This window comes from Bacillus sp. EB V-12, assembly GCF_056158125.1.
Genome location: NZ_JBUXJL010000002.1, coordinates 399,962 through 423,481, shown reverse-complemented (window position 1 = coordinate 423,481; position 23,520 = coordinate 399,962). Strand labels below are relative to the sequence as shown.

At 35.7% G+C, this 23,520-nt stretch carries 24 protein-coding genes; 11 read left to right on the top strand and 13 right to left on the bottom strand.

From position 1 onward, the window contains the following. Positions 1-334: 334 nt before the first annotated feature. From ACZDYH_RS08765 to ACZDYH_RS08755, 3 genes are read right to left on the bottom strand one after another with little or no spacing between them, the layout of a single operon-like run. The gene (locus ACZDYH_RS08765) at positions 335-511 is read right to left on the bottom strand and encodes a ComZ family protein (RefSeq protein ID WP_001986215.1); all 177 of its coding nucleotides are present in this window, start codon (positions 509-511) and stop codon (positions 335-337) included. 54 nt (positions 512-565) lie between these two features. Beyond that, complete coding sequence (locus ACZDYH_RS08760; RefSeq protein WP_006921015.1) at positions 566-1,438, bottom strand: NAD-dependent epimerase/dehydratase family protein; 873 nt, start codon at positions 1,436-1,438, stop codon at positions 566-568. Between the two features lie 29 nt (positions 1,439-1,467). Continuing rightward, positions 1,468-2,202 carry a lipase family protein gene (locus ACZDYH_RS08755; RefSeq protein WP_000028691.1) on the bottom strand — a complete coding sequence of 245 codons (735 nt, stop codon included), beginning with the start codon at positions 2,200-2,202 and terminating at the stop codon, positions 1,468-1,470. A gap of 156 nt (positions 2,203-2,358) precedes the next feature. Here ACZDYH_RS08755 and ACZDYH_RS08750 point away from each other — a divergent pair, with 156 nt between their 5' ends. Continuing rightward, positions 2,359-2,541, top strand: coding sequence for a YjzD family protein (locus tag ACZDYH_RS08750; RefSeq protein WP_001211116.1), 183 nt, complete (start codon positions 2,359-2,361; stop codon positions 2,539-2,541). A gap of 38 nt (positions 2,542-2,579) precedes the next feature. On the opposite strand, the gene clpB is transcribed toward ACZDYH_RS08750, so the two are convergent. Both clpB and ACZDYH_RS08740 read right to left on the bottom strand, forming a co-directional pair. Further along, positions 2,580-5,180, bottom strand: coding sequence for an ATP-dependent chaperone ClpB (gene clpB, locus ACZDYH_RS08745; RefSeq protein WP_088361810.1), 2,601 nt, complete (start codon positions 5,178-5,180; stop codon positions 2,580-2,582). Between the two features lie 209 nt (positions 5,181-5,389). After that, complete coding sequence (locus ACZDYH_RS08740) at positions 5,390-5,569, bottom strand: YjzC family protein (protein WP_000531421.1); 180 nt, start codon at positions 5,567-5,569, stop codon at positions 5,390-5,392. 491 nt (positions 5,570-6,060) lie between these two features. Between ACZDYH_RS08740 and ACZDYH_RS08735 the strand changes: the two genes are divergently transcribed. The 3 genes from ACZDYH_RS08735 (at position 6,061) to ACZDYH_RS08725 (ending at position 7,314) form a co-directional block, all read left to right on the top strand. Then, a complete protein-coding gene (locus ACZDYH_RS08735) occupies positions 6,061-6,870 on the top strand; it encodes a Cof-type HAD-IIB family hydrolase (RefSeq protein ID WP_001041232.1) in 810 nt (269 codons plus the stop codon). Between the two features lie 105 nt (positions 6,871-6,975). After that, positions 6,976-7,116 (top strand): hypothetical protein, encoded by a 141-nt coding sequence (locus ACZDYH_RS08730; RefSeq protein ID WP_000516816.1) that lies wholly within the window; start codon positions 6,976-6,978, stop codon positions 7,114-7,116. Further along, a complete protein-coding gene (locus ACZDYH_RS08725; RefSeq protein ID WP_000527407.1) occupies positions 7,117-7,314 on the top strand; it encodes a DUF3813 domain-containing protein in 198 nt (65 codons plus the stop codon). It begins immediately after the preceding gene. Positions 7,315-7,339: 25 nt separating this feature from the next. Here ACZDYH_RS08725 and ACZDYH_RS08720 read toward each other — a convergent pair whose 3' ends face one another. Then, the gene (locus tag ACZDYH_RS08720) at positions 7,340-8,197 is read right to left on the bottom strand and encodes a YitT family protein (protein WP_000364444.1); all 858 of its coding nucleotides are present in this window, start codon (positions 8,195-8,197) and stop codon (positions 7,340-7,342) included. Positions 8,198-8,297: 100 nt separating this feature from the next. On the opposite strand from ACZDYH_RS08720, the gene ACZDYH_RS08715 reads away from it, so the two are divergent. After that, on the top strand, positions 8,298-8,429 hold the full coding sequence (locus ACZDYH_RS08715) for a DUF3941 domain-containing protein (RefSeq protein ID WP_001120851.1): 132 nt from the start codon (positions 8,298-8,300) through the stop codon (positions 8,427-8,429). A gap of 129 nt (positions 8,430-8,558) precedes the next feature. Then, complete coding sequence (gene prsA / locus ACZDYH_RS08710) at positions 8,559-9,416, top strand: peptidylprolyl isomerase PrsA (protein WP_434713744.1); 858 nt, start codon at positions 8,559-8,561, stop codon at positions 9,414-9,416. Positions 9,417-9,472: 56 nt separating this feature from the next. Here the strand turns inward: prsA and ACZDYH_RS08705 are convergent, their stop codons facing one another. Continuing rightward, positions 9,473-10,327 carry a CvfB family protein gene (locus ACZDYH_RS08705; RefSeq protein ID WP_000281262.1) on the bottom strand — a complete coding sequence of 285 codons (855 nt, stop codon included), beginning with the start codon at positions 10,325-10,327 and terminating at the stop codon, positions 9,473-9,475. 230 nt (positions 10,328-10,557) lie between these two features. Between ACZDYH_RS08705 and ACZDYH_RS08700 the strand changes: the two genes are divergently transcribed. Next, positions 10,558-11,049 carry a YajQ family cyclic di-GMP-binding protein gene (locus ACZDYH_RS08700; RefSeq protein WP_434713742.1) on the top strand — a complete coding sequence of 164 codons (492 nt, stop codon included), beginning with the start codon at positions 10,558-10,560 and terminating at the stop codon, positions 11,047-11,049. A gap of 768 nt (positions 11,050-11,817) precedes the next feature. Here the strand turns inward: ACZDYH_RS08700 and ACZDYH_RS08695 are convergent. Both ACZDYH_RS08695 and ACZDYH_RS08690 read right to left on the bottom strand, forming a co-directional pair. Next, on the bottom strand, positions 11,818-12,714 hold the full coding sequence (locus ACZDYH_RS08695; protein WP_016122099.1) for a helix-turn-helix domain-containing protein: 897 nt from the start codon (positions 12,712-12,714) through the stop codon (positions 11,818-11,820). 222 nt (positions 12,715-12,936) lie between these two features. Next, on the bottom strand, positions 12,937-14,292 hold the full coding sequence (locus ACZDYH_RS08690; RefSeq protein WP_140421502.1) for an alpha-amylase family glycosyl hydrolase: 1,356 nt from the start codon (positions 14,290-14,292) through the stop codon (positions 12,937-12,939). A 158-nt stretch (positions 14,293-14,450) separates the two neighbouring features. Between ACZDYH_RS08690 and ACZDYH_RS08685 the strand changes: the two genes are divergently transcribed. Beyond that, a complete protein-coding gene (locus ACZDYH_RS08685; protein WP_001055855.1) occupies positions 14,451-15,683 on the top strand; it encodes an ammonium transporter in 1,233 nt (410 codons plus the stop codon). Positions 15,684-15,947: 264 nt separating this feature from the next. On the opposite strand, the gene katB is transcribed toward ACZDYH_RS08685, so the two are convergent. From katB to asnB, 3 genes are all read right to left on the bottom strand, one after another. Then, positions 15,948-17,414 carry a catalase KatB gene (gene katB / locus ACZDYH_RS08680; RefSeq protein WP_001069179.1) on the bottom strand — a complete coding sequence of 489 codons (1,467 nt, stop codon included), beginning with the start codon at positions 17,412-17,414 and terminating at the stop codon, positions 15,948-15,950. 59 nt (positions 17,415-17,473) lie between these two features. Beyond that, the gene (gene hemH / locus ACZDYH_RS08675; RefSeq protein WP_000162629.1) at positions 17,474-18,433 is read right to left on the bottom strand and encodes a ferrochelatase; all 960 of its coding nucleotides are present in this window, start codon (positions 18,431-18,433) and stop codon (positions 17,474-17,476) included. A 186-nt stretch (positions 18,434-18,619) separates the two neighbouring features. Continuing rightward, a complete protein-coding gene (gene asnB / locus ACZDYH_RS08670) occupies positions 18,620-20,467 on the bottom strand; it encodes an asparagine synthase (glutamine-hydrolyzing) (protein WP_000333997.1) in 1,848 nt (615 codons plus the stop codon). A 238-nt stretch (positions 20,468-20,705) separates the two neighbouring features. Between asnB and ACZDYH_RS08665 the strand changes: the two genes are divergently transcribed. Next, entirely contained in the window at positions 20,706-21,260 is a 555-nt protein-coding gene (locus ACZDYH_RS08665; protein WP_000616046.1) for a DUF2777 domain-containing protein, read from the top strand. Positions 21,261-21,390: 130 nt separating this feature from the next. Here ACZDYH_RS08665 and ACZDYH_RS08660 read toward each other — a convergent pair whose 3' ends face one another. Continuing rightward, on the bottom strand, positions 21,391-21,756 hold the full coding sequence (locus tag ACZDYH_RS08660) for a YisL family protein (RefSeq protein WP_000233494.1): 366 nt from the start codon (positions 21,754-21,756) through the stop codon (positions 21,391-21,393). A gap of 150 nt (positions 21,757-21,906) precedes the next feature. Here ACZDYH_RS08660 and rocD point away from each other — a divergent pair, with 150 nt between their 5' ends. After that, the gene (rocD, locus tag ACZDYH_RS08655; RefSeq protein WP_000616658.1) at positions 21,907-23,097 is read left to right on the top strand and encodes an ornithine aminotransferase; all 1,191 of its coding nucleotides are present in this window, start codon (positions 21,907-21,909) and stop codon (positions 23,095-23,097) included. Positions 23,098-23,207: 110 nt separating this feature from the next. Then, positions 23,208-23,489, top strand: coding sequence for a hypothetical protein (locus ACZDYH_RS08650; protein WP_000926857.1), 282 nt, complete (start codon positions 23,208-23,210; stop codon positions 23,487-23,489). Positions 23,490-23,520 lie beyond the last annotated feature (31 nt).

Sequence of the window (23,520 nt, the reverse complement as noted above, 5' to 3'; positions counted from 1 at the left end):
TCGCATAAAACAGAAAGCTAACGCATTATTCACGTTATTTTTCATTAAAAGAAACAGAAACATACCTCTTAAATATAAAAAGGCTCAAACCGCTTCTATTCACGGTTCGGGCCTCTCTTCCATCTTAAAAAGATGCTTTTTATTCTTGATCTGCTTTCCTTCTAAACTAGAGAGTTCTCCTCACTACTTTTCCTTTATCCTCTTCATATCTCTGGTTTTCTCCCAGGCGAGAATAAAAAAGGCCCTGACCGCTTCTATTCACGGTTCGAGCCTCTCTTCCATCTTAAGAAGATGCTTTTTATTCTTTTTATTCTTTTTATTCTTTTTATTCTTTTTATTCTTTATCTGCTTTCCCGAGCTCATAGGCCTCGTTCATAACTTTCATTAACAACTCTAACACCGGCTGTGCCTTCTCCATATCAAGTGCAATTCCATTATCATCTAAAATTGCCTTTGCTTCCGGTAAATGCTTCATTGCGATTTGTAAAAACTGCATGCTTTTTTCGTTCATATTATGCTCTTCCTCTCCATTAAAACTTTCACATACAATAGTGTAACACGCGTACTACCCTTCGTATAACTCTTTATATTTTTTCATGTGTGCCAGTTGTTTATTTAAACCGTATTCTAACGGAGTATTTCTTTTTATTGAAATTACCTCGATAGCCTCATCTCTTACTTCGTTATTATTTTTATTTACTTTATCATCCGCACGTAAAAGATTCATACCTTTTTCCCATAATGACTGTTTACCACTAAGTAAATTGTATATACCAAGCTGCGCCCCGTTCGTTCCATTTTCCCATAAGTATTCACATACATCTTCAACGTAAAGTAAATCATTCCCCTTTTCCTCAATCGTACAACGGCACTCTTTTTCACCTAATTCTGATAAAATAAGCTGATGAAACATCATAAAGGACGGTTGCCACGGTCCATATAATGTTGGAACTCGAAATACACTATATTGTAAATTCCCTTTTTTCAATCCTTCTTCTACTTTCAAAAATAGGCGCTTATTTTCGGATTCATCTGTACTGCCTACTTCAATAGAAGAAATTAAATTTAACTTCACTTTTTGTTCTTCACACATTCTTATAATTCGCTTTAAATATTGTAATATGACTCTTTCATTCCGAAATCCACTTTGCTGATTTGGCTCATATAAGCAAAAATAAACAGTATCGAATCTCTCTTCCTCAACCGATCTCCATCCATCTTCATCTCTTATCGAATAATACGTAAATAACGCATTTCGCCCAATTAATAATAACTTCTCTTCATTAATTTTCGTCATACTATCGAATTCATCAAAATCAAGACCATAGACTTCCACTTCTTCTGCAATCATTTTATTTACAAGGTGATAACCTACAAACGTAAGTGCACCTATTATCAGCACGCGTTCCATACCACCAACCCTTTCCCTCTGAAACAAATAGCTCCTCATTTATGTATATGGGAGCTTCATAATTCTTCTTCATATTTTTTAAAGAAATCAGTCGTTTGCCTAACCATTTTATATTTCACATCTTGCAGATGGAACAAGACAGAAGTATCACATTGATTTAGTTGCCTCATTTTCTCATATCTACGCAACTGCTGTTTTCTTCCTCTTTTTTCTTGTGTTGATACGAAAATTTTAACAGGTACACAAGATGGAAGAAGCGTAAATGATTTCTTATTTATTTTTGATTCTAATTCTTCTTCTTTGGCATCATACGCCAAACTTAATTCCTTCACGAGTCTCTTGTAAAAAAATTTATGCTCTTTCTCAAAACTTACATATTCCGGTAAATCTAAACACGGATTTAGCATAACAACAGAACGAATACATTCAGGATATTTGTTCATCATTTCAAGTGCTACAAGCGCTCCCATACCATCTGCCATAATGTGCATTTTCGCATTTAACGTCTCTTTTCTCAAAACAACATCATATAAACGTTTTGCCAGACGAACAGATTGATCGTTTCCCCAATGTCTTCCGTATAAATTAGAGGAAAAGACCGTGTAGCCTTGTTCAATAAGACCATGTAAAAAATAAGATTTACCCGCATGTTGTGTCCATAAACTTGTACCATTCTCAATAAAGTAGTTATAATCACCGAGGAGCATAACAGAAAATCCATTTGGCTTCTCCGGTAAATAAATGACACATGGTTCTTTTTCTAAGTAAAAAAAACGTTCCGTAATACTCATTTTTCCCCCGCCTTATTTTCTAAACATATAAAAGTACTCTTTTATAATGTATGAACGGAATGCAAATTTGCGTTGAAAAATCTACAAATATTTTTCTATATTCTTTTTTCAATTGTGTTACAATAAGGACAGATTGAACGAATAGAGGTGTAAAATATGCGTTTCATTTGGGCATTAATTTGGTCGTTCTTACTTGTACATATGATGAGCTATGTAATCGGCTCTATGACTGGCGGTACATACGACTTTAACCAAGCGTCTATTTTCTCAGTTGTTCTTGCTGTGTTAGTACTAGCAATTTCAGCTGCAATTCCAAACGAGCCAGTAGAACAACACTAAAAAAAGAGTCCGGATTTTATCCGAACTCTTTTTTATTTTTATTTCACATGAACGACTAATTCGTTATTTTCTACATCAACAACTACGTGACTATTATCAGTAATTGTTCCTGCAATTAATTCTCGTGCTAATTTCGTTTCCACTTGACGCTGTACGTATCGTTTTAATGGACGAGCTCCGTACATTGGGTCGAAACCGGCTTCCACAACAAATTCTTTTGCTGCATCTGTTAATTCTACTGTAATGTGACGGTCAGCTAGACGACCTTGTAGTTCTTTTACAATTTTATCAACAATGCCTTTAATTTCATTCGTTGTAAGAGGTTTGAATAAAATAATTTCATCCACACGGTTTAAAAATTCAGGGCGGAAATGTCCTCTTAATTGCCCCATTACAAGGTCTCTTGATTCCTCTTTAATCGAACCATCTTCTTCTAATCCATCTAGTAAATGAGCAGATCCAATATTTGAAGTCATAATAATAACTGTATTTTTAAAGTCCACTGTACGACCTTGCGAATCTGTAATGCGTCCATCATCTAACATTTGTAATAAAATGTTGAATACTTCTGGATGTGCTTTTTCAATTTCATCTAATAAAACAACGGAATATGGTTTACGTCTTACCGCTTCTGTTAATTGACCGCCTTCTTCATATCCTACATATCCAGGAGGTGCACCAATTAAGCGAGACACGGCGTGTTTTTCCATATACTCAGACATGTCAATGCGAATCATTTGCTCTTCACTATCGAATAAAGACTGGGCTAACGTTTTTGCAAGTTCTGTTTTACCAACACCTGTTGGCCCTAAGAAGATGAAAGAACCAATCGGGCGGTTCGGATCTTTAATACCAGCGCGAGCACGAAGAACCGCGTCTGACACTAAGCTTACTGCTTCCTCTTGTCCGATGACACGCTCTGATAAGATTTGCTCTAAGCGTAATAATTTCTCGCGTTCACCTTCCACGAGTTTCGCAACAGGAATACCAGTCCAGCGTGAAACAATATCTGCAATTTCTTCTTCACTTACTTCCTCACGTAATAAACGATTTTCTTGTTTATTATGCGCGCCCATTTCTTCCGCTTCTTTTAACTCTTTTTCAATTGCGGGAATTTTCCCGTGACGAAGTTCGGCTGCTTTATTTAAATCGTAATTGCCTTCTGCTTCTTCTAATTCACGACGCAAACGTTCTAAATGCTCACGTAAGTCACGAACTTTGTGAATGTCTTCTTTTTCTTTCTCCCATTTCGCTCTCATGCCACTGGCAACTTCTTTTAAATCCGATAATTCACGTTGCAATGTTTTTAGACGCTCTTGGCTACCACGATCCGTTTCTTTCCCAAGAGCCGCTTCTTCAATTTCCAGCTGCATAATGCGGCGCGTTACTTCATCTAATTCTGTTGGCATAGAATCAATTTCTGTACGAATTGTTGCACACGCTTCGTCAACAAGATCAATTGCTTTATCTGGTAAGAAGCGATCTGAAATATATCGATCTGATAAAACAGATGCTGCTACAATCGCACGGTCATGAATATTTACACCGTGATAAATTTCAAAGCGTTCTTTTAATCCACGTAAAATGGAAATCGTATCTTCAACAGTTGGCTCTTCTGCTAATACTTGTTGGAAACGTCTTTCTAGCGCTGGATCTTTCTCAATATATTTGCGATATTCATCTAGTGTTGTGGCTCCAATACAATGCAGTTCACCACGTGCAAGCATCGGTTTTAACATATTTCCTGCATCCATGGCTCCTTCTGTTTTACCAGCTCCAACTATTGTATGAAGTTCATCAATGAATAATAAAATGCGTCCTTCACTCTTTTTAATTTCATTTAATACAGCTTGCAGACGCTCTTCGAACTCACCACGGAATTTCGCACCAGCTACGAGTGCACTCATATCTAACGCAAAAATCGTTCTATCTTTCAATCCTTCAGGTACATCCTTTTTCACAATACGCTGGGCTAGCCCTTCAACGATTGCTGTTTTACCAACACCTGGCTCCCCAATTAAAACCGGATTGTTTTTCGTTTTACGTGAAAGAATACGGATTACACGTCGTATTTCACTATCACGGCCGATTACAGGATCAATTTTCCCTGCTCTCACTTCCGCCACTAAATCACGACCATATTTTTCTAACGCTTCATAAGTTGCTTCTGGATTTTGACTCGTCACTCTTTGATTCCCCCGAACTGTCATTAAAGACTGTAATAAGTTATCTTTCGTAATATGCAATCTTGTAAATAATTGATTTATATCGCCTTTTTCTTCAGAAAAAGCAAGCAATACATGTTCTACTGAAATGTAATCATCCTGCAGTTTTTCTGCTTCTTTCCCTGCTCTTACAAGCAGTTGTTGCAGAGCGCTCGTTACATACAATTTTCCAACTTCTGCACCGCTCCCCGTTACAGAAGGTTTCTTTTTAATTAAACTTTCAGCACCTTGCTTTAATGCTTCTATATCAACATTCATTTTTTGAAATATACGTACCGCTAACCCATCTTGCTCTTCTAATAATGCAAATAATAGATGAACAGTATCCACCTCTTGGTGATGATGAGATACCGCTAAAGATTGGGCACTCATAATCGCCTCTTGTGTTTTTGTTGTCATTTGATTTAAGTCCATCTTTACAGCCCTCCAAAAGTTTGACTTTCTTTGACCTTTGATTTGATTATACGCCAACTGACTTTTTTATACAATAATTTTGCCTATGTATTTTCAAACTTATTATTTGAAAAAGAAAAAGAGAGCATTCATTATACCGCTAAAAAATACGGTAAATGAAATTACAATGTGTAACGACAAAAAAGCCGCAATAATGATTGCGGCTTCTGTTACGGTTTTCTTTTATATGTCCACTGGCGGTTATGATTCGTGTTATCCGGAAACTTTTCACCGGCAGTTAATTTCACCATTTGCGGATCTTTCACCATACTTCCCGTTTCACCAATTTCTACGTAAATGCCATCATTCGGCGCTTTTTGTCCAGAACGAAACCTGCGATTTTGTCCCATCTTCATTCTCCTTCCATGACGTCTTGCCTCATTAGTATATCCATTTTAAAAGAAAGCTTTTCTGTCATGTTTAGGAAACAGTACTACATCTCATTCTTGTACATATATATGAATGACACAAGCGTAAGCAGGGATTTCTTTCCTACTTGTAGAAAAAAAAAGAAACCAACCTACTCTAGGCTAGTTTCAAAGGAGAGTCAAACATATACGAGAAGATTACATGTTCATTATATGCCTCATCACACGAGCAATGTAACCCTTTTCACAATTTGTACATAATGAAAGAAACATTGTTTGAACTTTCTAAAAAGATGTTGACTTTTCTTAATTTCCAACGATAAATAGTAGACACCATAGCACTTTGAGACGTAAGATGGATATATAGTGAAATTTCCATCTATGGTGATTCCACCGAGTCTAACCTCTTATTTCTGCATATTAAAAACGGAAATACAGATAGATACAAAAAAATTATTATAAGAGGTGAAATTATGAACAAACAACATTTAATCGCATTAGACTTAGACGGCACTTTATTAACAGACAACAAAATAATTTCCACTCGAACGAAACATACAATTGCAAAAGCAAAGGAACAGGGACATATTGTCGTTATTTCAACAGGACGTCCATTCCGTGCTAGTTATGATTACTATAAAGAACTTGATCTTAACACACCTATCGTAAACTTTAACGGCGCTTACGTACATCATCCTCTTGATTCAAACTGGGGAACACATCACTCTCCTCTTGAGCTAGCAACAGCGCAAGAAATTGTCCGAGCTTGCTTTGATTTTGGCGTAAAAAATATATACGCGGAAGTAATGGACGATGTGTATGTTCGTGAAATTGATGAAGATAAAAAACACATTTTCGAATTCGGCTCTCCTAAGATTTTTACGGGAGACTTATTAAATATTTTAAACGATCATCCAACTTGCTTATTAATTGACGCCCATGACGAGCATTCTACTGCAATTCGTCAACATTTAACCGATATGCATGCGGAAGTAATCGACCATAGAAAATGGGGCGCACCTTGGCCGATTATTGAAATTGTGAAAAGCGGATTAAATAAAGCAGTTGGATTACAAAAAATTTCTAGTCATTACAACATTCCACAAGAGCGAATTATCGCTTTCGGTGATGAAGATAATGATTTTGAAATGATTGAATTTGCTGGTCACGGCATCGCAATGGGAAATGCCATCCCTGAATTAAAATCACTCGCAAACCATACGACGTTAACGAACGAAGAAGATGGTATTGCTTTATATTTAGAAGAGGTTCTTGGGTTGTAATCTAAAAATTTCCTACTTATAGTTTCCTGCCAAATGTCCATACTATAAGTAGACGCATGAGACATTGCGTCGATTGTTTTCAGCTAAATAAAGGGGGTTTTTCGAATGGGTAAAAAGAACAAATCAAAACGTTTTATCCAACAAGGAGCCGATGCTGTTATGAAGCATGATGCAAGATTCCCGTACAGAGGTACATTAGCTGAGGCAGAAAAAGCAAGAAGTAACTCTTCTTTTGGAGGGGTTTAAATGGGGAACTTACTATTCCAACAAGCTAGAGATGCTGTTGAAAATGCCGTATCTTGTTCAAGCGGTACTGAGCAACAAGATCTCGTGTATAGAGCAAAAAATGCTTTGCAATCCGCTTACGCAAACTCTTCAACTGCTGAAAAAGTTCAGCTCCGTGAAATGCAAGAGCAATTGCAAAACATTACGAATTTACATTAAAAAAGAGGACCAACTTCGGTCCTCTTTAATCTTTCCGAAACAATCCGAACACCCCAACTGTTTGCAGTATATTTGTAAATGCACCTGGGTCCACTTGTTTAATAATCCTCTCTAATTCGTATAACTCGTAACGGGTAATAACCATCATTAACATTTCTTTATTTTCATTCGTATAAGCACCTGTTGCTGGTATCGTTGTAATTCCTCTTACTAATCGCGAGTGAATCGCCTTTCTTACATCTGCCCCATTCTTCGTAACAATTAATGCTGTAATCTTTACATGACGAGTATGAATTGCATCAATAATTCTCGTTGATACATATAAAGTCACTAACGTATATAACGCTTTTTCCCATCCATATACATAGCCAGCAGCGATAATGATAATTGCATTAAAAAAGAAAAAGTATGTACCGACAGGCTTATCTTTTATTTTTGATAAAATCATGGCGATAATATCTAATCCACCTGTAGAAGCACCCCACTTTAAAGCAATCCCTACTCCAATCGCCGAAATAATCCCGCCAAAAATCGCATTTAATATGATATCATTCGAAACCGCTCTAACAGGGATGACTTCTAGAAACAAAGTCATAAATATAACACAAAGAAAACTGAAAAAGGTGAAGGCCTTTCCAACCTTTTTCCACGCTAAAATAACGACAGGAATATTAAATAAGCTAAACAATACTCCCGTAGATATGTGAATCGATAAAAAATCACCTAATATTTGTGATAATAATTGAGACAATCCAGCAAAGCCGCTCGCATACACTTTTGCTGGCGTTAAAAATAAATTCATCCCAATCGCATTTAATAAACCTGCGATGATTACAACGATTAACTTCTTTATAAGTTCAGTATAATTCAACTTCAAATCCATTTCGAATCCACCTTTACCCTTCATAAATGCACCGCTATACATAGTCTTTACGAAAAAGGAAATGATAAACGTACAACGTTTAGAAATGGAGTTGATACATATGCCACATACGAGTGATAACGACAAAAAAGCACGCGATAATAACGCAAAACGCACACAAAAAAATGAGCAAGAGCAAAAAAATATTCAGCAAGGTAAACGTGCATATTCTAAAAAGACCGATCACCTTTGATTCCATCGTACATCAACAATTATGTTGATGTACTTTTTTACATTTTAAAGGAAAAAAACATTAAAAATTCACTTCATGTTCACTTCTATATTCTACAATAGCGATAACATATTCGGATGAGGTGTTGGCATGAGAGGGAAACATATTTTCATTATTACTGCACTAATAAGTATATTGATGCTATCTGCTTGCGAACAAAAGAATGGCTCAGCTACAGTCGCTACAGCAACAGACTCCACCATTACAAAGGATAACTTCGAAAAACAATTGAAAAATCGTTACGGAAAAGACATGCTATACGAAATGATGGCACAAGACGTCATCACAAAAAAATATAAAGTACCTGATGAAGAGGTAAATAAAGAAGTAGAAAAAGTAAAAAAACAATATGGAGATCAATTCAAAAAAGTATTAGAAAATTATGGTTTAAAAGATGAAGAGGATTTCAAAAATCAAATTAAGTTCAAACTTGCTATGAATGAAGCGATTAAGAAAAGCATTACAGAAAAAGACATAAAAGACCACTATAAGCCAGAAATTAAAGCGAGTCACATTTTAGTAAGTGACGAAAATGAAGCGAAAGAAATAAAGAGTAAACTAGATGCTGGTGCTTCATTTGAAGAATTAGCAAAACAAGAATCACAAGATCTACTATCAAAAGATAAAGGCGGAGACCTTGGATACTTCAATTCAGGTACAATGGCTCCTGAATTCGAAACGGCTGCCTACAAACTAAATGTTGGACAAATTAGCAATCCCGTAAAATCATCAAACGGTTATCACGTTATTAAATTAACTGATAAAAAAGATTTAAAACCTTACGATGAAGTAAAAAACTCTATTCGCAAAAACTTAGAGGAAGAACGTACTGCTGATCCTGTATTCAGCAAAAAATTGTTACAAGAGGAATTAAAAAAGGCAAATATTAAAATAAATGATAGTGATTTGAAAGATACATTTACTCTTGTTTCTCCGCAAGGAAATTAAAAAAGCACAACCTTATTTTTTTAAATAAGGTTGTGCTTTTTAATCTTTCATCTACTTTATTTCTTAAAGTAAGTCCAACCTTCTTCTTGGTAAACCTTTTCTTCTTTCATCAACTTACCAAGTGCACGCTTAAATGCAGCTTTACTCATGTTAAAGCGTTCTTTAATATCTTCTGGATGGCTCTTATCCCAAAACGGCATTGCTCCGCCTCGTTCTTCCATATATGCATAAATTACTGCAGCATCGTCTTCCATTCCTTCTTCTTTACGAGGAAGAAGTGAAATGTTAATTGTACCGTCATCTTTTACGTCAATAATACGGCCTGTTACACGCTGACCGATGCGGACTTGTTCTTTTCTTTCTGTATGGTGTAAGAAAGCACGGAAATGTTCATCTGTTAAAACGAATGAACCTACTTGAAGCGAACGATATACACGTCCATTTACGTTTTTATTACGCATAGATGGCGTTGCATCTACGATAATTTCTTGCATGTCACTGTCTCTTGCCGGAAGAGCAATTAAACGATCACGATTCGTTAATTTTAACGTACAATATAATTCGTCGCCTACTTCTGGCCATACCGGCATATAAATCGGGAACTCATCAGCTGGAATTAGTATATCTTTTGACACACCAATATCAACAAACACACCTAAACTAGGAATAACTTCTACAACCTTTACCCAGTTCCAATCATAAGTTGTAATAATTGGTTCCTTCATTGTTGCTGAAATACGATTTTGGTGATCAAGGTATAAGAATACATCAATCGTATCGCCTTCTTCAATTTCTCCAGCTACTTCGTTTTTATGTAGGAAAATTTCTTCTTCTTCATTCCCAACCATATATCCGATTTCCGTTTCGCGTAAAACAGTTACCTGTTCAATCGATCCTATTTGCAAATACATATTTTTTAATTCCCTTCTATATATATAAAATTATCTTTTTTATCATTCCAAACAAAAGTTAATTATAACATGATTTTTCCTGTATTTGTCCAACTGCCCAAAATTCACTATAATAAAATGAGGTTACATGAATATAAGTACGAAAACACTTAAGTCTAGACTCGTTTTCAGCTATACTTTAGTATGTACAGTACATAACAAGATTAGAAATTTATTTGGAGGTGCTAACTATGGCAAAAGATAGTTCTTTTGACATCGTTTCGAAAGTAGAATTACCTGAAGTAACAAACGCAATTAACATCGCATTAAAAGAAATCCAAAACCGATATGACTTTAAAGGAAGTAAAAGTGATATTAAATTAGAAAAAGAAGTACTTGTTTTAACTTCTGATGACGAGTTTAAATTAGAGCAAGTAAAAGACGTTCTTATCTCTAAACTTGTAAAACGTAACGTTCCAATTAAGAACTTAGATTACGGAAAAGTTGAAGCTGCAACTGGCAACACTGTTCGCCAACGCGCAACACTTCAACAAGGTATCGATAAAGATAACGCGAAAAAAATTAACAACATCATTAAAGAAATGAAATTAAAAGTAAAAACACAAGTACAAGATGATCAAGTACGTGTTACAGCGAAAAGCCGTGATGACTTACAAGCAGTAATCACAGCTGTTCGTAGCGCTGATTTACCAATCGACGTACAGTTCATTAACTACCGCTAAAAAGAAAACTCCTCTTAATTAGAGGAGTTTTCTTTTTGTCTTGTAGAGACAATATTACAAGAACAAACCATAGAAAAAAGGGTATGTGCGGTAAAAATCGCTAAGTAAATTGAAAATAAGGAAAAGACACCTTAAGACGTTTTCCCTTCGATTTGAATTACTTTTCTTAGCAATTACATCCTAGGCCAAAGTCATCTTAAAAATTGCTATAACTCATAATTCCTCTCCTCGCCGAAACGTAACAATTTATGAGTATAAGAATATTTTCCAACCTTTAATGTAATGTAAAATTAATAAGTATTTTAAAAAATGTTAATTAAAAAAGAGTTAGAAGTGGTTATTTGAAGAAATTAATATTATGGTTTTTATTGGCCACATTCTCCCTAAATACTGTAGGATGTTCTAATAATACGAATACACTAACGGATAAGTCTAACTGTATCAACAAAGCTTGGTACAAAAAAAATATGTCATGTAATCATTTAAAAAAACATTAAATAGTTAATGATAAAGGTCATAAAAAAAAGACACCTCAAAGTGCCTTCCTCCGACTTGAATCATCTCAATCTTAACAATATTTGGATGTGATTAAAAAGAAGCATAAATTGTTAATAAAGATGCAGACTTCAAAATAAAAAGTACACTAAGTAAACTCTTATTCAAAAATTTATATTAAACACTAATATTTTAGAAGCAAGTTTATAAGTATAAAACCTACAGAGATTTTCCCTGTAGGTTTTATTATATTTCAAGTGATTTCCAAATGAATTATAAGTGACTTTTTTCAGTTTGGTTTTCTAAATATTTTTCTTTAACCATTTTTATCAGATTTTCTTTTTCTGTTAGTTCAAATATAAATAATGCTTTTTTCATGTTATTTGCAATATCTTCTTCATTCTGTTGTTTAAATCTTAATAAATTCCATCCCTTTAAATAGTAAAGTTCACCTAATAAGTATAAAGTATTTAGATTAATAGCTAATTTGATTCCTTTATCAATGTATTTTACCGCCTCTTCATATTGATAGGTCATACCTAAACATTTCGCTAAATTAAAAATGATTTTTAATTTAATCGCTTTATCTCTCGGGAAATCTAACTTATTAAAATTAGTTAAACACCTTCTTAATATAGTAATACTTTTATCATATTCTTTATTTTCCGCATAAAATATAGACATTGTCTGCATAATATCTATTTCTCTTTCTGATAAAAAATCAACATTGGTTAAAGTTAGTTTTAATGCATTATTTAAAAGCTTTAAAGCAGTTTTTATGGATCTGTTCACCTCAAATATAGCAATCGCTTCATGCCATAGGAGAAATTGTTTATCTTCTTTTGCCTGGAAATTCTTTTCATCTTTCTCTTTTTTCACGATTTCATAAAGTTCACTATATTGTTTTTGCTTTAAGCAATCTTTTATTACGCATTTTACATTTTCTACATATTTTAATTTTTTGTTTTGAGTTAATGCAAATATATTATTTGGGTCAATACCAAGTCTTTCTGATAATTGATATAATAATATGCTAGATGGATAAATCACACCTTTTTCTATTTTGCTAATTTGACTTTGTGAACATATTCCATGACATAATTCGGATTGTGATATATTTTTTTTAATTCTAAGCTCTTTAATGGTAATACCCAAATCGTAAAACTCCATTTTCCCACCTACTATTTAGCACTATATTAGTATAAGAGTATTCTCTAACTTTTAATGTAATGTAAAATTAATATAGTTGCAATTATTGTTTCAAAGGTCTTTCTCTATCCGTATGGACACAAAAACAGGCTAGGAAGAAGACTTTCTCCCTAACCTGGCCCCACCGAACAAACTTACAAATCCAATAAGAAGACATGAACATAGAGTGAGTAACTTCTCATCTCATCTACCTTTCCTTTTAACTGCAATTAGAAACGCAATAAATAATACATTCACACCAACGATTAAGGAGATAAATAACCAATTCACACCTGTTTCTCCGTTAACTTTATACACGTTTGATTCTTCACGCTTTAAAACGAGATAAAATTTTCCGTTTTCCTCTCTTATAATTTCATCCTCTAACAATCCTCTTAACTCTTGTTTTTCACCAATTTCACTTGCAGGTAAGGAGACTTTTTGTGTTTCTTTCGTATTATTAATTGCTACTAAAGTTACTTCATCTTTATATTTTCTCTTTAGTATACTCATCCCGCTCTTATCATACAGAAGCTCAAACGTACCGCGTCGTAAAGACGGTCTCGCCTGCCTAAGTTCACCTAGTTTTGTTATGTGTTGCATAAACTTTTCGTCTGACTTAAAATCCATTAATCGTCTATTATCGGGTACACTTCCTCCATCTAATGCAATTTCAGTTCCGTAATAAAAATTCGGAATCCCAGGTGATGTTAACAAATAAGTAAGCGCCAACTTTAAACGTGATGGCGGATAATACATATTTTCTTTTGCAATACGCGCATATCTTTTTGTTTCTTGATCATCTAAAAACGTAACAAAGTCCCCTTCTTTTTTACTCACATCGTATAACGATTTCACCGATACATCCGCTTCGGAAAACGATTCTACTATTTTTTCGTTGTATTCGCTATCCTCCTTTGTCATAATACGAAAATCTTTCTTTATCACTTGCATATCTTTTTGCGCGTTATCCCAAAAGGAACGCGGCTTTTTTTCACTATGTATAACATAACTTCCGTCTAAATCAACTTCTTTTATCCACCATTTCATTGCGTCAATTACCTGTCGTTCGTTTTCTCCAAGCGGAAATTGAAATACAACTTTCATTCCTTTTGCATGAGCTTCTTTTACAAGTTCTTTCACATCATTGTCTGTCCCGAAATGTTCATTTACCTTTTTAAAATTTCGCACGTCTAATCCATCGTACTTTCCACTTTCAAAAAGCGGCGAAAGCATAACGGTAGTAAAACCCATTTCTTTTATGTAATCCAACCTTTTTATAATTCCTCTTATATCCCCGCCTTGATACCCTTCTAAATTACCAACTTCTAATTGTTTGTCATTTTTCGGTTCTCCATTATTGAAGCGATCAATCATAATGGAGTATATAACTTCATCTTTCCACTCTCTTTTTTCGTCTGCAAAAGTATGTATTGGTACAAACAAAACAAAAGCTAAGCAAAAACAAATGAATAGTTTCCTAGTCCGTATTTTTCCCACACGCATCCCCCAAGTTTTTAATTGTAAGAATATTATACCAATTATCCGAGAGAAACGCATATGTCGATTTCAATCCTCACAAAATAATCTATGTTACATTTTCTAACATCATGTATATATTTTTCTGAATTTTTAGTTGATTTTTAGTTCCTTTTCGAATATGATATGAAACATAACAAAAAGATGTTATTTTTTCTAACATTACAGGAGGAGAGCTCATGAATATGGGAGATACAGTTTTTATGTTTGTGACGACAGTAATGGTCATGTTGATGACACCAGGATTGGCACTTTTTTATGGAGGTATGGTTCGCAGCAAAAATGTACTCAGTACAACGATGCATAGTTATAGTGCAATGGCTATCGTTTCGATTCAATGGATTGTTATCGGCTATTCTTTATCATTCGGACCAGATTGGCACGGGCTTATCGGTACACTTGATTGGTTCGGTCTAAACGGAGTTACCTACGCACCAAATCCAGACTACTCATCTACTATTCCTCACAATTTATTCATGATGTTTCAACTCATGTTCGCCATTTTAACTCCAGCTTTAATTTCAGGTGCATTTGCTGAAAGAATGCGATTTTCTGCCTTTCTTATTTTTATCCTTCTATGGACAACGATTGTTTACAATCCTGTCGCTCATTGGGTATGGGGCGTCGGCGGGTGGCTAAGGGAACTTGGTGCACTAGACTTCGCTGGCGGAAACGTCGTTCACATCACTTCCGGAGTTGCTGGTCTTGTATTAGCTATTTTCCTTGGAAAACGAAAAAACATAAATGGTTCTTCTCCTCACCATTTGCCATTTACAATGTTAGGCGCAGGATTATTATGGTTTGGCTGGTTCGGTTTTAACGTCGGAAGCGCATTATCTTTAAATGATGTAGCTTTAACTGCATTTATTAATACAAATATAGCTGCTGCTGCCTCAGCATTAACTTGGATGCTTTCAGAGTGGTTCTTCCAATCAAAACCGACTGCGATGGGAGCTGCTTGTGGCGCCGTTTCCGGTCTAGTCGCTATTACACCAGCTTGCGGGTTCGTTACACCTTTCTCAGCTCTTCTTATCGGAGCAATTGGCGGCGTATTATGCTTCGGAGCGGTCTTTTTCTTAAAAACAAAATTCGGATACGACGATACACTCGATGCATTCGGATGTCACGGCATCGGTGGAACTTGGGGCGGTATTGCGACAGGATTATTTGCAACTACTGCCGTAAACGGTGATGGCGCTAACGGATTATTTTACGGAAACGCCTCGCTGCTGTTGAAACAACTTGTAGCGATCGGCGCAACATATGCGTTCACAATTATAATGACGTATGCCATTATTAAAGCAATCAACTTCTTCCTCCCTGTCCGGGTAGATGAGCACGAGGAACATATGGGACTTGATATTTCGATGCATGGGGAGAAAGCTTATGAATATACTGAGCGAGTGAACTAAAAAAGAGATGCAATCTATCGATGATAGATTGCATCTCTTTTTTGCGTACCGGGCAACATACCCCACCTAATATAACTGGAAATATATTAACGGTTTTTTGGATATATCAACGATTTTTCAAATATATCGATTGTTTCTTTCAATATATCAACGGTTCGACACAACATATCGATTTACCAACAAATTCCGACATGTTTTACATGCGAAATACCCCACATAACTTTATACAAAAAAGACGACCGAAGCCCGGTCGTCTTTTCCTATTTATTTCGGAGCATTTCCTACATATTGCGTAATATCAACATTTAATGCCTGCGCTAAACGCATACCGTATTCTTGATCTGCACGGAAGAAGTTACAAACAGCTAATAATTTTGTGCGTTCATTTACGTCTTTCAAGTCATTTGTTAAGTTTGCAATTAAGTTATCTTGCTCTTCTTTAGAGAATGAACGGTAACGCTCACCTGCTTGTTTAAAGTCATTTGGTTTCTCAATTTTTTCACGAGATACATAGCCTTCTACTTTCATAGTTGAATCGCGGTAAGCTGGGTCTTCAACTGGATTTTCAGCATGACGGCTCGGTTCGTAGTTGATTGTAGATGGGTTTTGATTTACTTGCATCGCACCATCACGTTGTTGGTTATGAACAGCTGCGTATGGGCAGTTTACAGGAATTTGTAAGTAATTTGCCCCAAGACGATAACGTTGTGTATCTGGGTAAGAGAATAAACGACCTTGTAATAATTTATCTTCCGATGGCTCAATACCATTTACAGTTGCACTTGGAGAGAACGCTACTTGTTCTACTTCTGCAAAGAAGTTTTTCGGATTACGATTTAACGTCATTGTCCCTACTTCCATTAATGGGAAGCGATCTTCTGGCCACACTTTCGTTGGATCTAGTGGATCAAAGTCTAAAGAGTCCATTTCATCTAATTGCATAACTTGTACGTGTAAATCCCATTTTGGGTGATTTCCTTTTTCGATTGCATCGAACAAGTCACGAGTTGCATGATTGAAGTCTTTCCCTTGTACTTCTTGCACTTCTTTCGCATTTAGGTTACGTACACCTTGCTGTGGTTTCCAGTGGTATTTTATATAAACAATTTTACCTTCTTCATTAATCCATTTAAATGAATGGACGCCAAAACCCTCCATTTCACGATAGCTTGCTGGTGTACCGTAATCAGAAAATACCCATGTCATCATATGTGTAGATTCTGGACTTAACGTCATGAAATCCCAATAACGATCTGGCGTTTGAATATTCGTATCAGGTGCTGGTTTTAAGGAATGTACCATATCTGGGAATTTAATTGCATCACGAATGAAGAAAACTGGTAAATGATTACCTACGATATCGTAGTTTCCTTCTTCTGTATAAAATTTAACAGCGAACCCACGTGGGTCACGTGCTGTTTCAGGAGAACCTTGACCATGAATAACCGTTGAAAAACGAACAAATACAGGCGTTTCAGTTCCTTCATTTTGTAAAAATGCCGCTTTCGTATATTGCTTCATACTATTTTTCGTTACGAATACACCGTGAGCACCTGCACCACGTGCATGCACAACGCGCTCTGGAATACGTTCACGATCAAAGTGTGCAAGTTTTTCTACTAAATGATAGTCTTCTAATAATACTGGTCCACGACGACCAGCTGTACGAGAATTTTGGTTGTCTCCAACTGGAGCACCTTGGTTTGTTGTTAAGCGATTATTTGGATTCATCTAGGGGGATCCTCCTCTTTATTTCGTAGTAATTATTATTTATTTAAAATTATTATAAATTAATTATTATTCAAAACTAAATCTTTGTCAACTATTTCCTTCACTTTTTTGGAAACAATTTCAGCCAAACAGTCGATAAATGCTGATTGTGCATTCGGCATATTTGGTCTAAAATATTTGGCATTTAATTCATCAGTTACAACTTTACATTCATAATCGTTGTCATATAAAACTTCTAAATGCTCCGCTACAAAACCAACTGGGCAATATATGAAAGATTCGTACCCATGCTCTTCATATAAATCTTTCGTTAAATCTTGCACATCTGGACCAATCCACGGATCTGGAGTATTCCCAGCACTTTGCCAACCGATTGTATAGTTTTGAATATTTGCAGCTTCTGCAATTAAATCTGCCGTATGCTTTAGTTGTTCTACATAAGGGTCTCCTGCTGCAATAATTTTTTCTGGCAAACTATGCGCTGAAAAAATTACGACTGCTTTCTCTTTATTTATAATATTAGTAAACGTCTCTTTTATTTGGTCTGCCCAATACGAAATAAACTTCGGTTCATCGTACCATTGTTCAATTGGTTCAATAACAGGACCACCGATTTCTTTTGAAAGACGAATAGCACGGTCATTATACGCTTTAATGCTAAATGTAGAGTAATGTGGCGCTAATACGATACTAATCGCTTGCTCGATCCCATCACGCTTCATTTCTTCTACCGCATCTTCTATAAATGGTGCAATATGTTTTAAACCTAAGTAACAAGTAAATTGATACTCTGTAAATATGTTATTCATTGAATCTGTTAATTTATGCGCCTGTTCTTTCGTAATTTTTGCAAGCGGCGAAATTCCACCAATCGCTTTATAGCGGCCAATTAAATCTTCAAGCGCTTCTTCTGATGGCGTACGCCCGTGACGGATATGTGTATAATATGCCTCTACATCGTCTAATGATTCTGGTGTTCCATACGCCATTACGAGTAAACCTATTTTTTTCTTTGTCATCTATATAACACCTCAATTTTATAAATGAGAATACTTTTCAGAACATTCGTTCCCAATTATAACAAGTAATAATAAATACGTCAAAATAATAATTCTAATTAAATATTATTTATAAGGTGATTTTGAATTTTATATGAAAATTTCTTTAATAAAAAGCGACTTACATAATTGTAAGCCGCTTTTCCCTTATTCCTTAATATTTACCCCATATTCTTTAAACCAAACGTGAATTTGTGCTAAATGAGCTAAAAGCTGTGGCCCAGTCATCAATTGACCAAACCATGGTGTTTGAAATGCACTGCCGCCAGACTGAATTAATCCGCTCAACTGCTCTTTATCAAACAGTTCGTGTAAAATTGAACCTTTATCCGTTAATAGATTTTGAAGCCATACTGTTACTGCTTTTGTATAGTGCGGATTGTGCGTTTTCGGATAAGGACTCTTCTTTCTATATAAGATGTCATGTGGAAGTACACCTTCTAACGCTTTACGTAATAGACCTTTTTCGCGGTTTTTATACATTTTCATTTCCCAAGGAATATTCCACGCATATTCGACAAGACGATGATCTGCAAATGGAACACGTACTTCTAAGCTCGCTCCCATACTCATGCGGTCTTTTCTGTCTAATAATGTTGTCATAAACCATACCATATTTAAATAAAATAATTGGCGTCTTTTTGCTTCTAGCGGACTTTCCCCCTCTAAAATAGGAACTTCTTGAATCGACTCTTCATAGCGCCTTTGTACATATTGTTGTAAATTTAATTTATTTCTCCATTCTTTTTTTAGAAGTTGTTCACGTGCCTCTGTAGAACGCATCCACGGAAATGCACTCGATTGTAAATCATCTTCTCTATAAAACCACGGATATCCACCAAATATTTCATCTGCACATTCTCCAGATAAGCCAACGACAAAATCTTGTTTAATTTCTCGGCAAAACCATAATAATGACGAATCGATATCTGCCATACCAGGCAAATCACGAACGAGTACTGCTTCAGTTAAATACTCTGCTAATTTTTCATTCGAAATGACGCAGCGATGATGGGTTGTTTGAAATGTCTCAGTCATTAAATTAATAAACGGAGCATCTGAATTTGGCTGGAATGCATTCGCTTTAAAGTATTTGTCATTATCTTCGTAATCAATAGAATACGTGTGTAATTGCCCTTTTCCCAATCTCTCATATTCTTTCGCTGCAATAGCTGTAATAGCGCTCGAATCTACACCACCCGATAAAAAAGTACATAGTGGTACATCAGAAACAAGCTGTCTTGTAATAGCATCTTGTAATAAAAAGCGCGTTTTCTCTACTGTTTCTTCAAAAGAGTCTTCATGTTTTTTACTTTCTACATTCCAATATCTCCATATGCATAAACCGTTCTTTGAAAATGTCATCGCATGACCTGGACGCAATTCTTTTATACCAGCATAAATACCGTGGCCAGGCGTTCTTGACGGTCCGAGCCCGAATATTTCTGATAATCCTTCTAACGTTACTTCCGCCTTCACATCTGGATGCGACAATATCGCTTTTAACTCCGAACCAAATAGTAAGCGTCCGCTATCATATTTATAAAAAAGTGGCTTTACACCTAATCGATCTCTCGCAATAAATACTTGCTCTTTCTGTTCGTCCCATACTGCAAACGCATATATACCGTTTAAATGATCGACACATTCTTCTTTCCATTCAATATAAGAAGCTAATAATACTTCTGTATCAGAATGACCTTTGAACGTATATCCTCTTCTTAATAATTCCTTTCGAATGTCTTCTGTGTTATAAAGTTCACCGTTATAGCAAATGGCGTAATTCGTTTCATCTTTTAAACAAGTCATCGGCTGTTTACCGCCCTCAGGATCCACAACGATTAACCGCTTATGCCCAAATGCGACATTTCCTTTAATCCAAACTTTATTATCATCCGGCCCCCGTTTCGCTAACGTCTCAGCCATCTTCGTAACGACATCTCTTTCTCCTTCTAATGAGCGTTTATAATCCACCCATCCTGTAATCCCGCACATATAAATCATCCTTCCATCTTATTTTTTTTCTTGAACGTGCAGTAATCCCCACCCTAAGAGTGCGGATCAAAAAATGAAAAACTTGACGATAACCTACTATCCACATATGGAATAGCATTCTCACTCAGTAAAACGTGTTTTATTGTATGCCCACCTATGTCTAGATGTGTCTAGTTATAAAGAACGCACGAACTGTCTATAACAGGAATAACTACTTTTCATAAAGGAGAAATCGTGTATGATACAACGTAAACATATTTTATATAATCAGCCCCGTGCTCATACAGTCGGTAATGTAGAATATATAAACAATGAGTGGGTATTCTTTGATGATGAAAATGATGAAGCGTTTTTATTAGAAGATATTGCCGAAGATGGGTTTGAAATTTTGTATAATAACAATTGGCTACCAGCCCGTTTCTATGAACAAGATGTATTACAAATCGCCAACGAGCAACACCATTTGCAAAATGGTGAAATGATACGTATTCGAAAAAAGTTACTTCTTAGCTATAATGAATGGCTGGAGGAATTACCTGACTCTGTCTTCACATTATTAACCGAATCATTGCAATCACTTCACTACTCTTTATATGATTGCATGTATTGTCATAATTATTTATCTTTCTTACCGCAAGAGGAGTCACGCGAAGGAGTAAATATTCTTTTGTTTGATAACGAAGAAATGATCTGTACACTGCAGCACCATTTCGTCCGTCACACTACGTCAAATAAAAATATGTTCCGTTTTACGAAAGTAAATGGAGAAGAGTTGCATATCGATGCGACATAAAGTGAAACTTTAATCAGTGGGGTAGCCCACTGATTATTAGCCTTCACCAATCTGATGTTTACGGGATAAAGTAAAAAACCACCTTATAATCTCCCAAGTCTTTGAGATTATAAGGTGGCTTTATTTTTTATTAGAATACTTTCCAGCCAATCGGTAATTTCAGCCCAAGGTAAAATACTGCTACTAGCGCAACAATAAATAAGCCCCAAACCGCCCCTGTTGGTTTGTTTTTGCTCATTTTCACAAGAACCATTTCCATTCCACCGATAACTAAAATACCAGCTAACATTTTTAAGCCATACCACATGTGCATGCTACCTGTTGCTGTCTTCACAATACTCATGTACAACATGAAGCCTGTCACAATAATAATGATATACATTAGGCGAAGCCCCATATGTACACCTTTCCCTTTTCTTCCTGCTGAATAAAGTGAATACGCAACGAAGAATAAAATTAAACCTAACGCCCATGCTGTAATATGCATATGTACCATCGTATCCCTTACCTCCTCTTTTCACACTTTTTCACTCTATATGATAACATGTTCATTTATTTTCAGGAAATGTTTCGCTTTTTTACATTTAAATGCTATAATATTTAGAGTATTTACAAACTTCTTGTAATAACAAAAGGGGGAACAATCATGATTCAAACTAAGGATATTATCGAACTTACAGACACATACGGAGCAAATAACTATCACCCACTTCCAATCGTTATTTCTAAAGCAGAAGGTGTTTGGGTAGAAGATCCTGAAGGAAACCGCTATATGGACTTATTAAGTGCATATTCTGCAGTAAACCAAGGTCATCGTCACCCGAAAATTATTAACGCTTTAATTGACCAAGCTAATCGTGTTACGTTAACTTCTCGTGCTTTCCATAGCGATCAATTAGGTCCTTGGTACGAAAAAGTTGCGAAACTAACTAATAAAGAAATGGTACTTCCAATGAATACAGGTGCTGAAGCTGTTGAAACTGCAATTAAAACAGTTCGTCGCTGGGCTTATGATGTGAAGAAAGTGGAAGCAAACCGTGCTGAAATCATCGTTTGTGAAGATAACTTCCACGGACGTACAATGGGTTCTGTTTCCATGTCTTCAAATGAAGAGTACAAGCGTGGATTCGGTCCAATGCTTCCTGGCATCGTTGTAATTCCTTACGGTGATTTAGAAGCATTAAAAGCCGCAATTACACCAAACACAGCAGCATTCATTTTAGAGCCAATTCAAGGTGAAGCAGGAATTAATATCCCACCAGCTGGTTACTTAAAAGAAGCTTTTGAAGTATGTAAAAAAGAAAACGTTTTATTTGTAGCAGATGAAATCCAAACTGGCTTAGGCCGTACTGGTAAAGTATTTGCTTGTGACTGGGACAATGTAACTCCTGACATGTACATACTTGGTAAAGCACTTGGCGGCGGTGTGTTCCCAATCTCTTGCGTAGCAGCAAACCGCGACATTTTAGGTGTATTTGAACCAGGTTCTCACGGTTCTACATTCGGTGGTAATCCACTTGCATGTGCTGTTTCTATCGCGGCTCTTGAAGTGTTAGAAGAAGAAAAATTAACAGAGCGTTCTCTTCAATTAGGTGAAAAATTAGTTGGGCAATTAAAAGAGATTGATAACCCAATGATCACTGAAGTTCGTGGTAAAGGTTTATTCATCGGTATCGAATTAAACGAGCCAGCTCGTCCTTACTGTGAACAACTAAAAGCAGCTGGTCTATTATGTAAAGAAACACACGAAAATGTAATTCGTATCGCACCACCTCTAGTAATCTCTGAAGAAGATTTAGAGTGGGCATTCCAAAAAATTAAAGCTGTATTATCGTAATGATAGAGAGGTTGTCCGACATGTTGGGACAACCTCTTTCTTTTTATATTCATTTATATTAAGATGAAATTGTAATTTTCTGTATTTTAAAATCGTAAAGGAGGTGCGACATGCTATTAAGATATGGTAAACATATTAACTATTTAGCTACAGCTTTTATTTTAGTTACATTCTTTGGTTTCCTACTTTCCACAACATGGCTTCATTACTCAACTCCTACTACACTCACACTACTGAAAGCATCATTTTGGACTGCTGTTATTCTTACTATCATTGGTTTTGGACGAGAAAAAAGCGCACTTACGGTTATACTATTTGGCATTTGTACACTTGCATTCATTGGTCTTTACACTTTTGCCGTTATCGATTACCTCTATAACCCAAGGCCATAAAAAAGAGCTATCTTTTAACAAGATAGCTCTT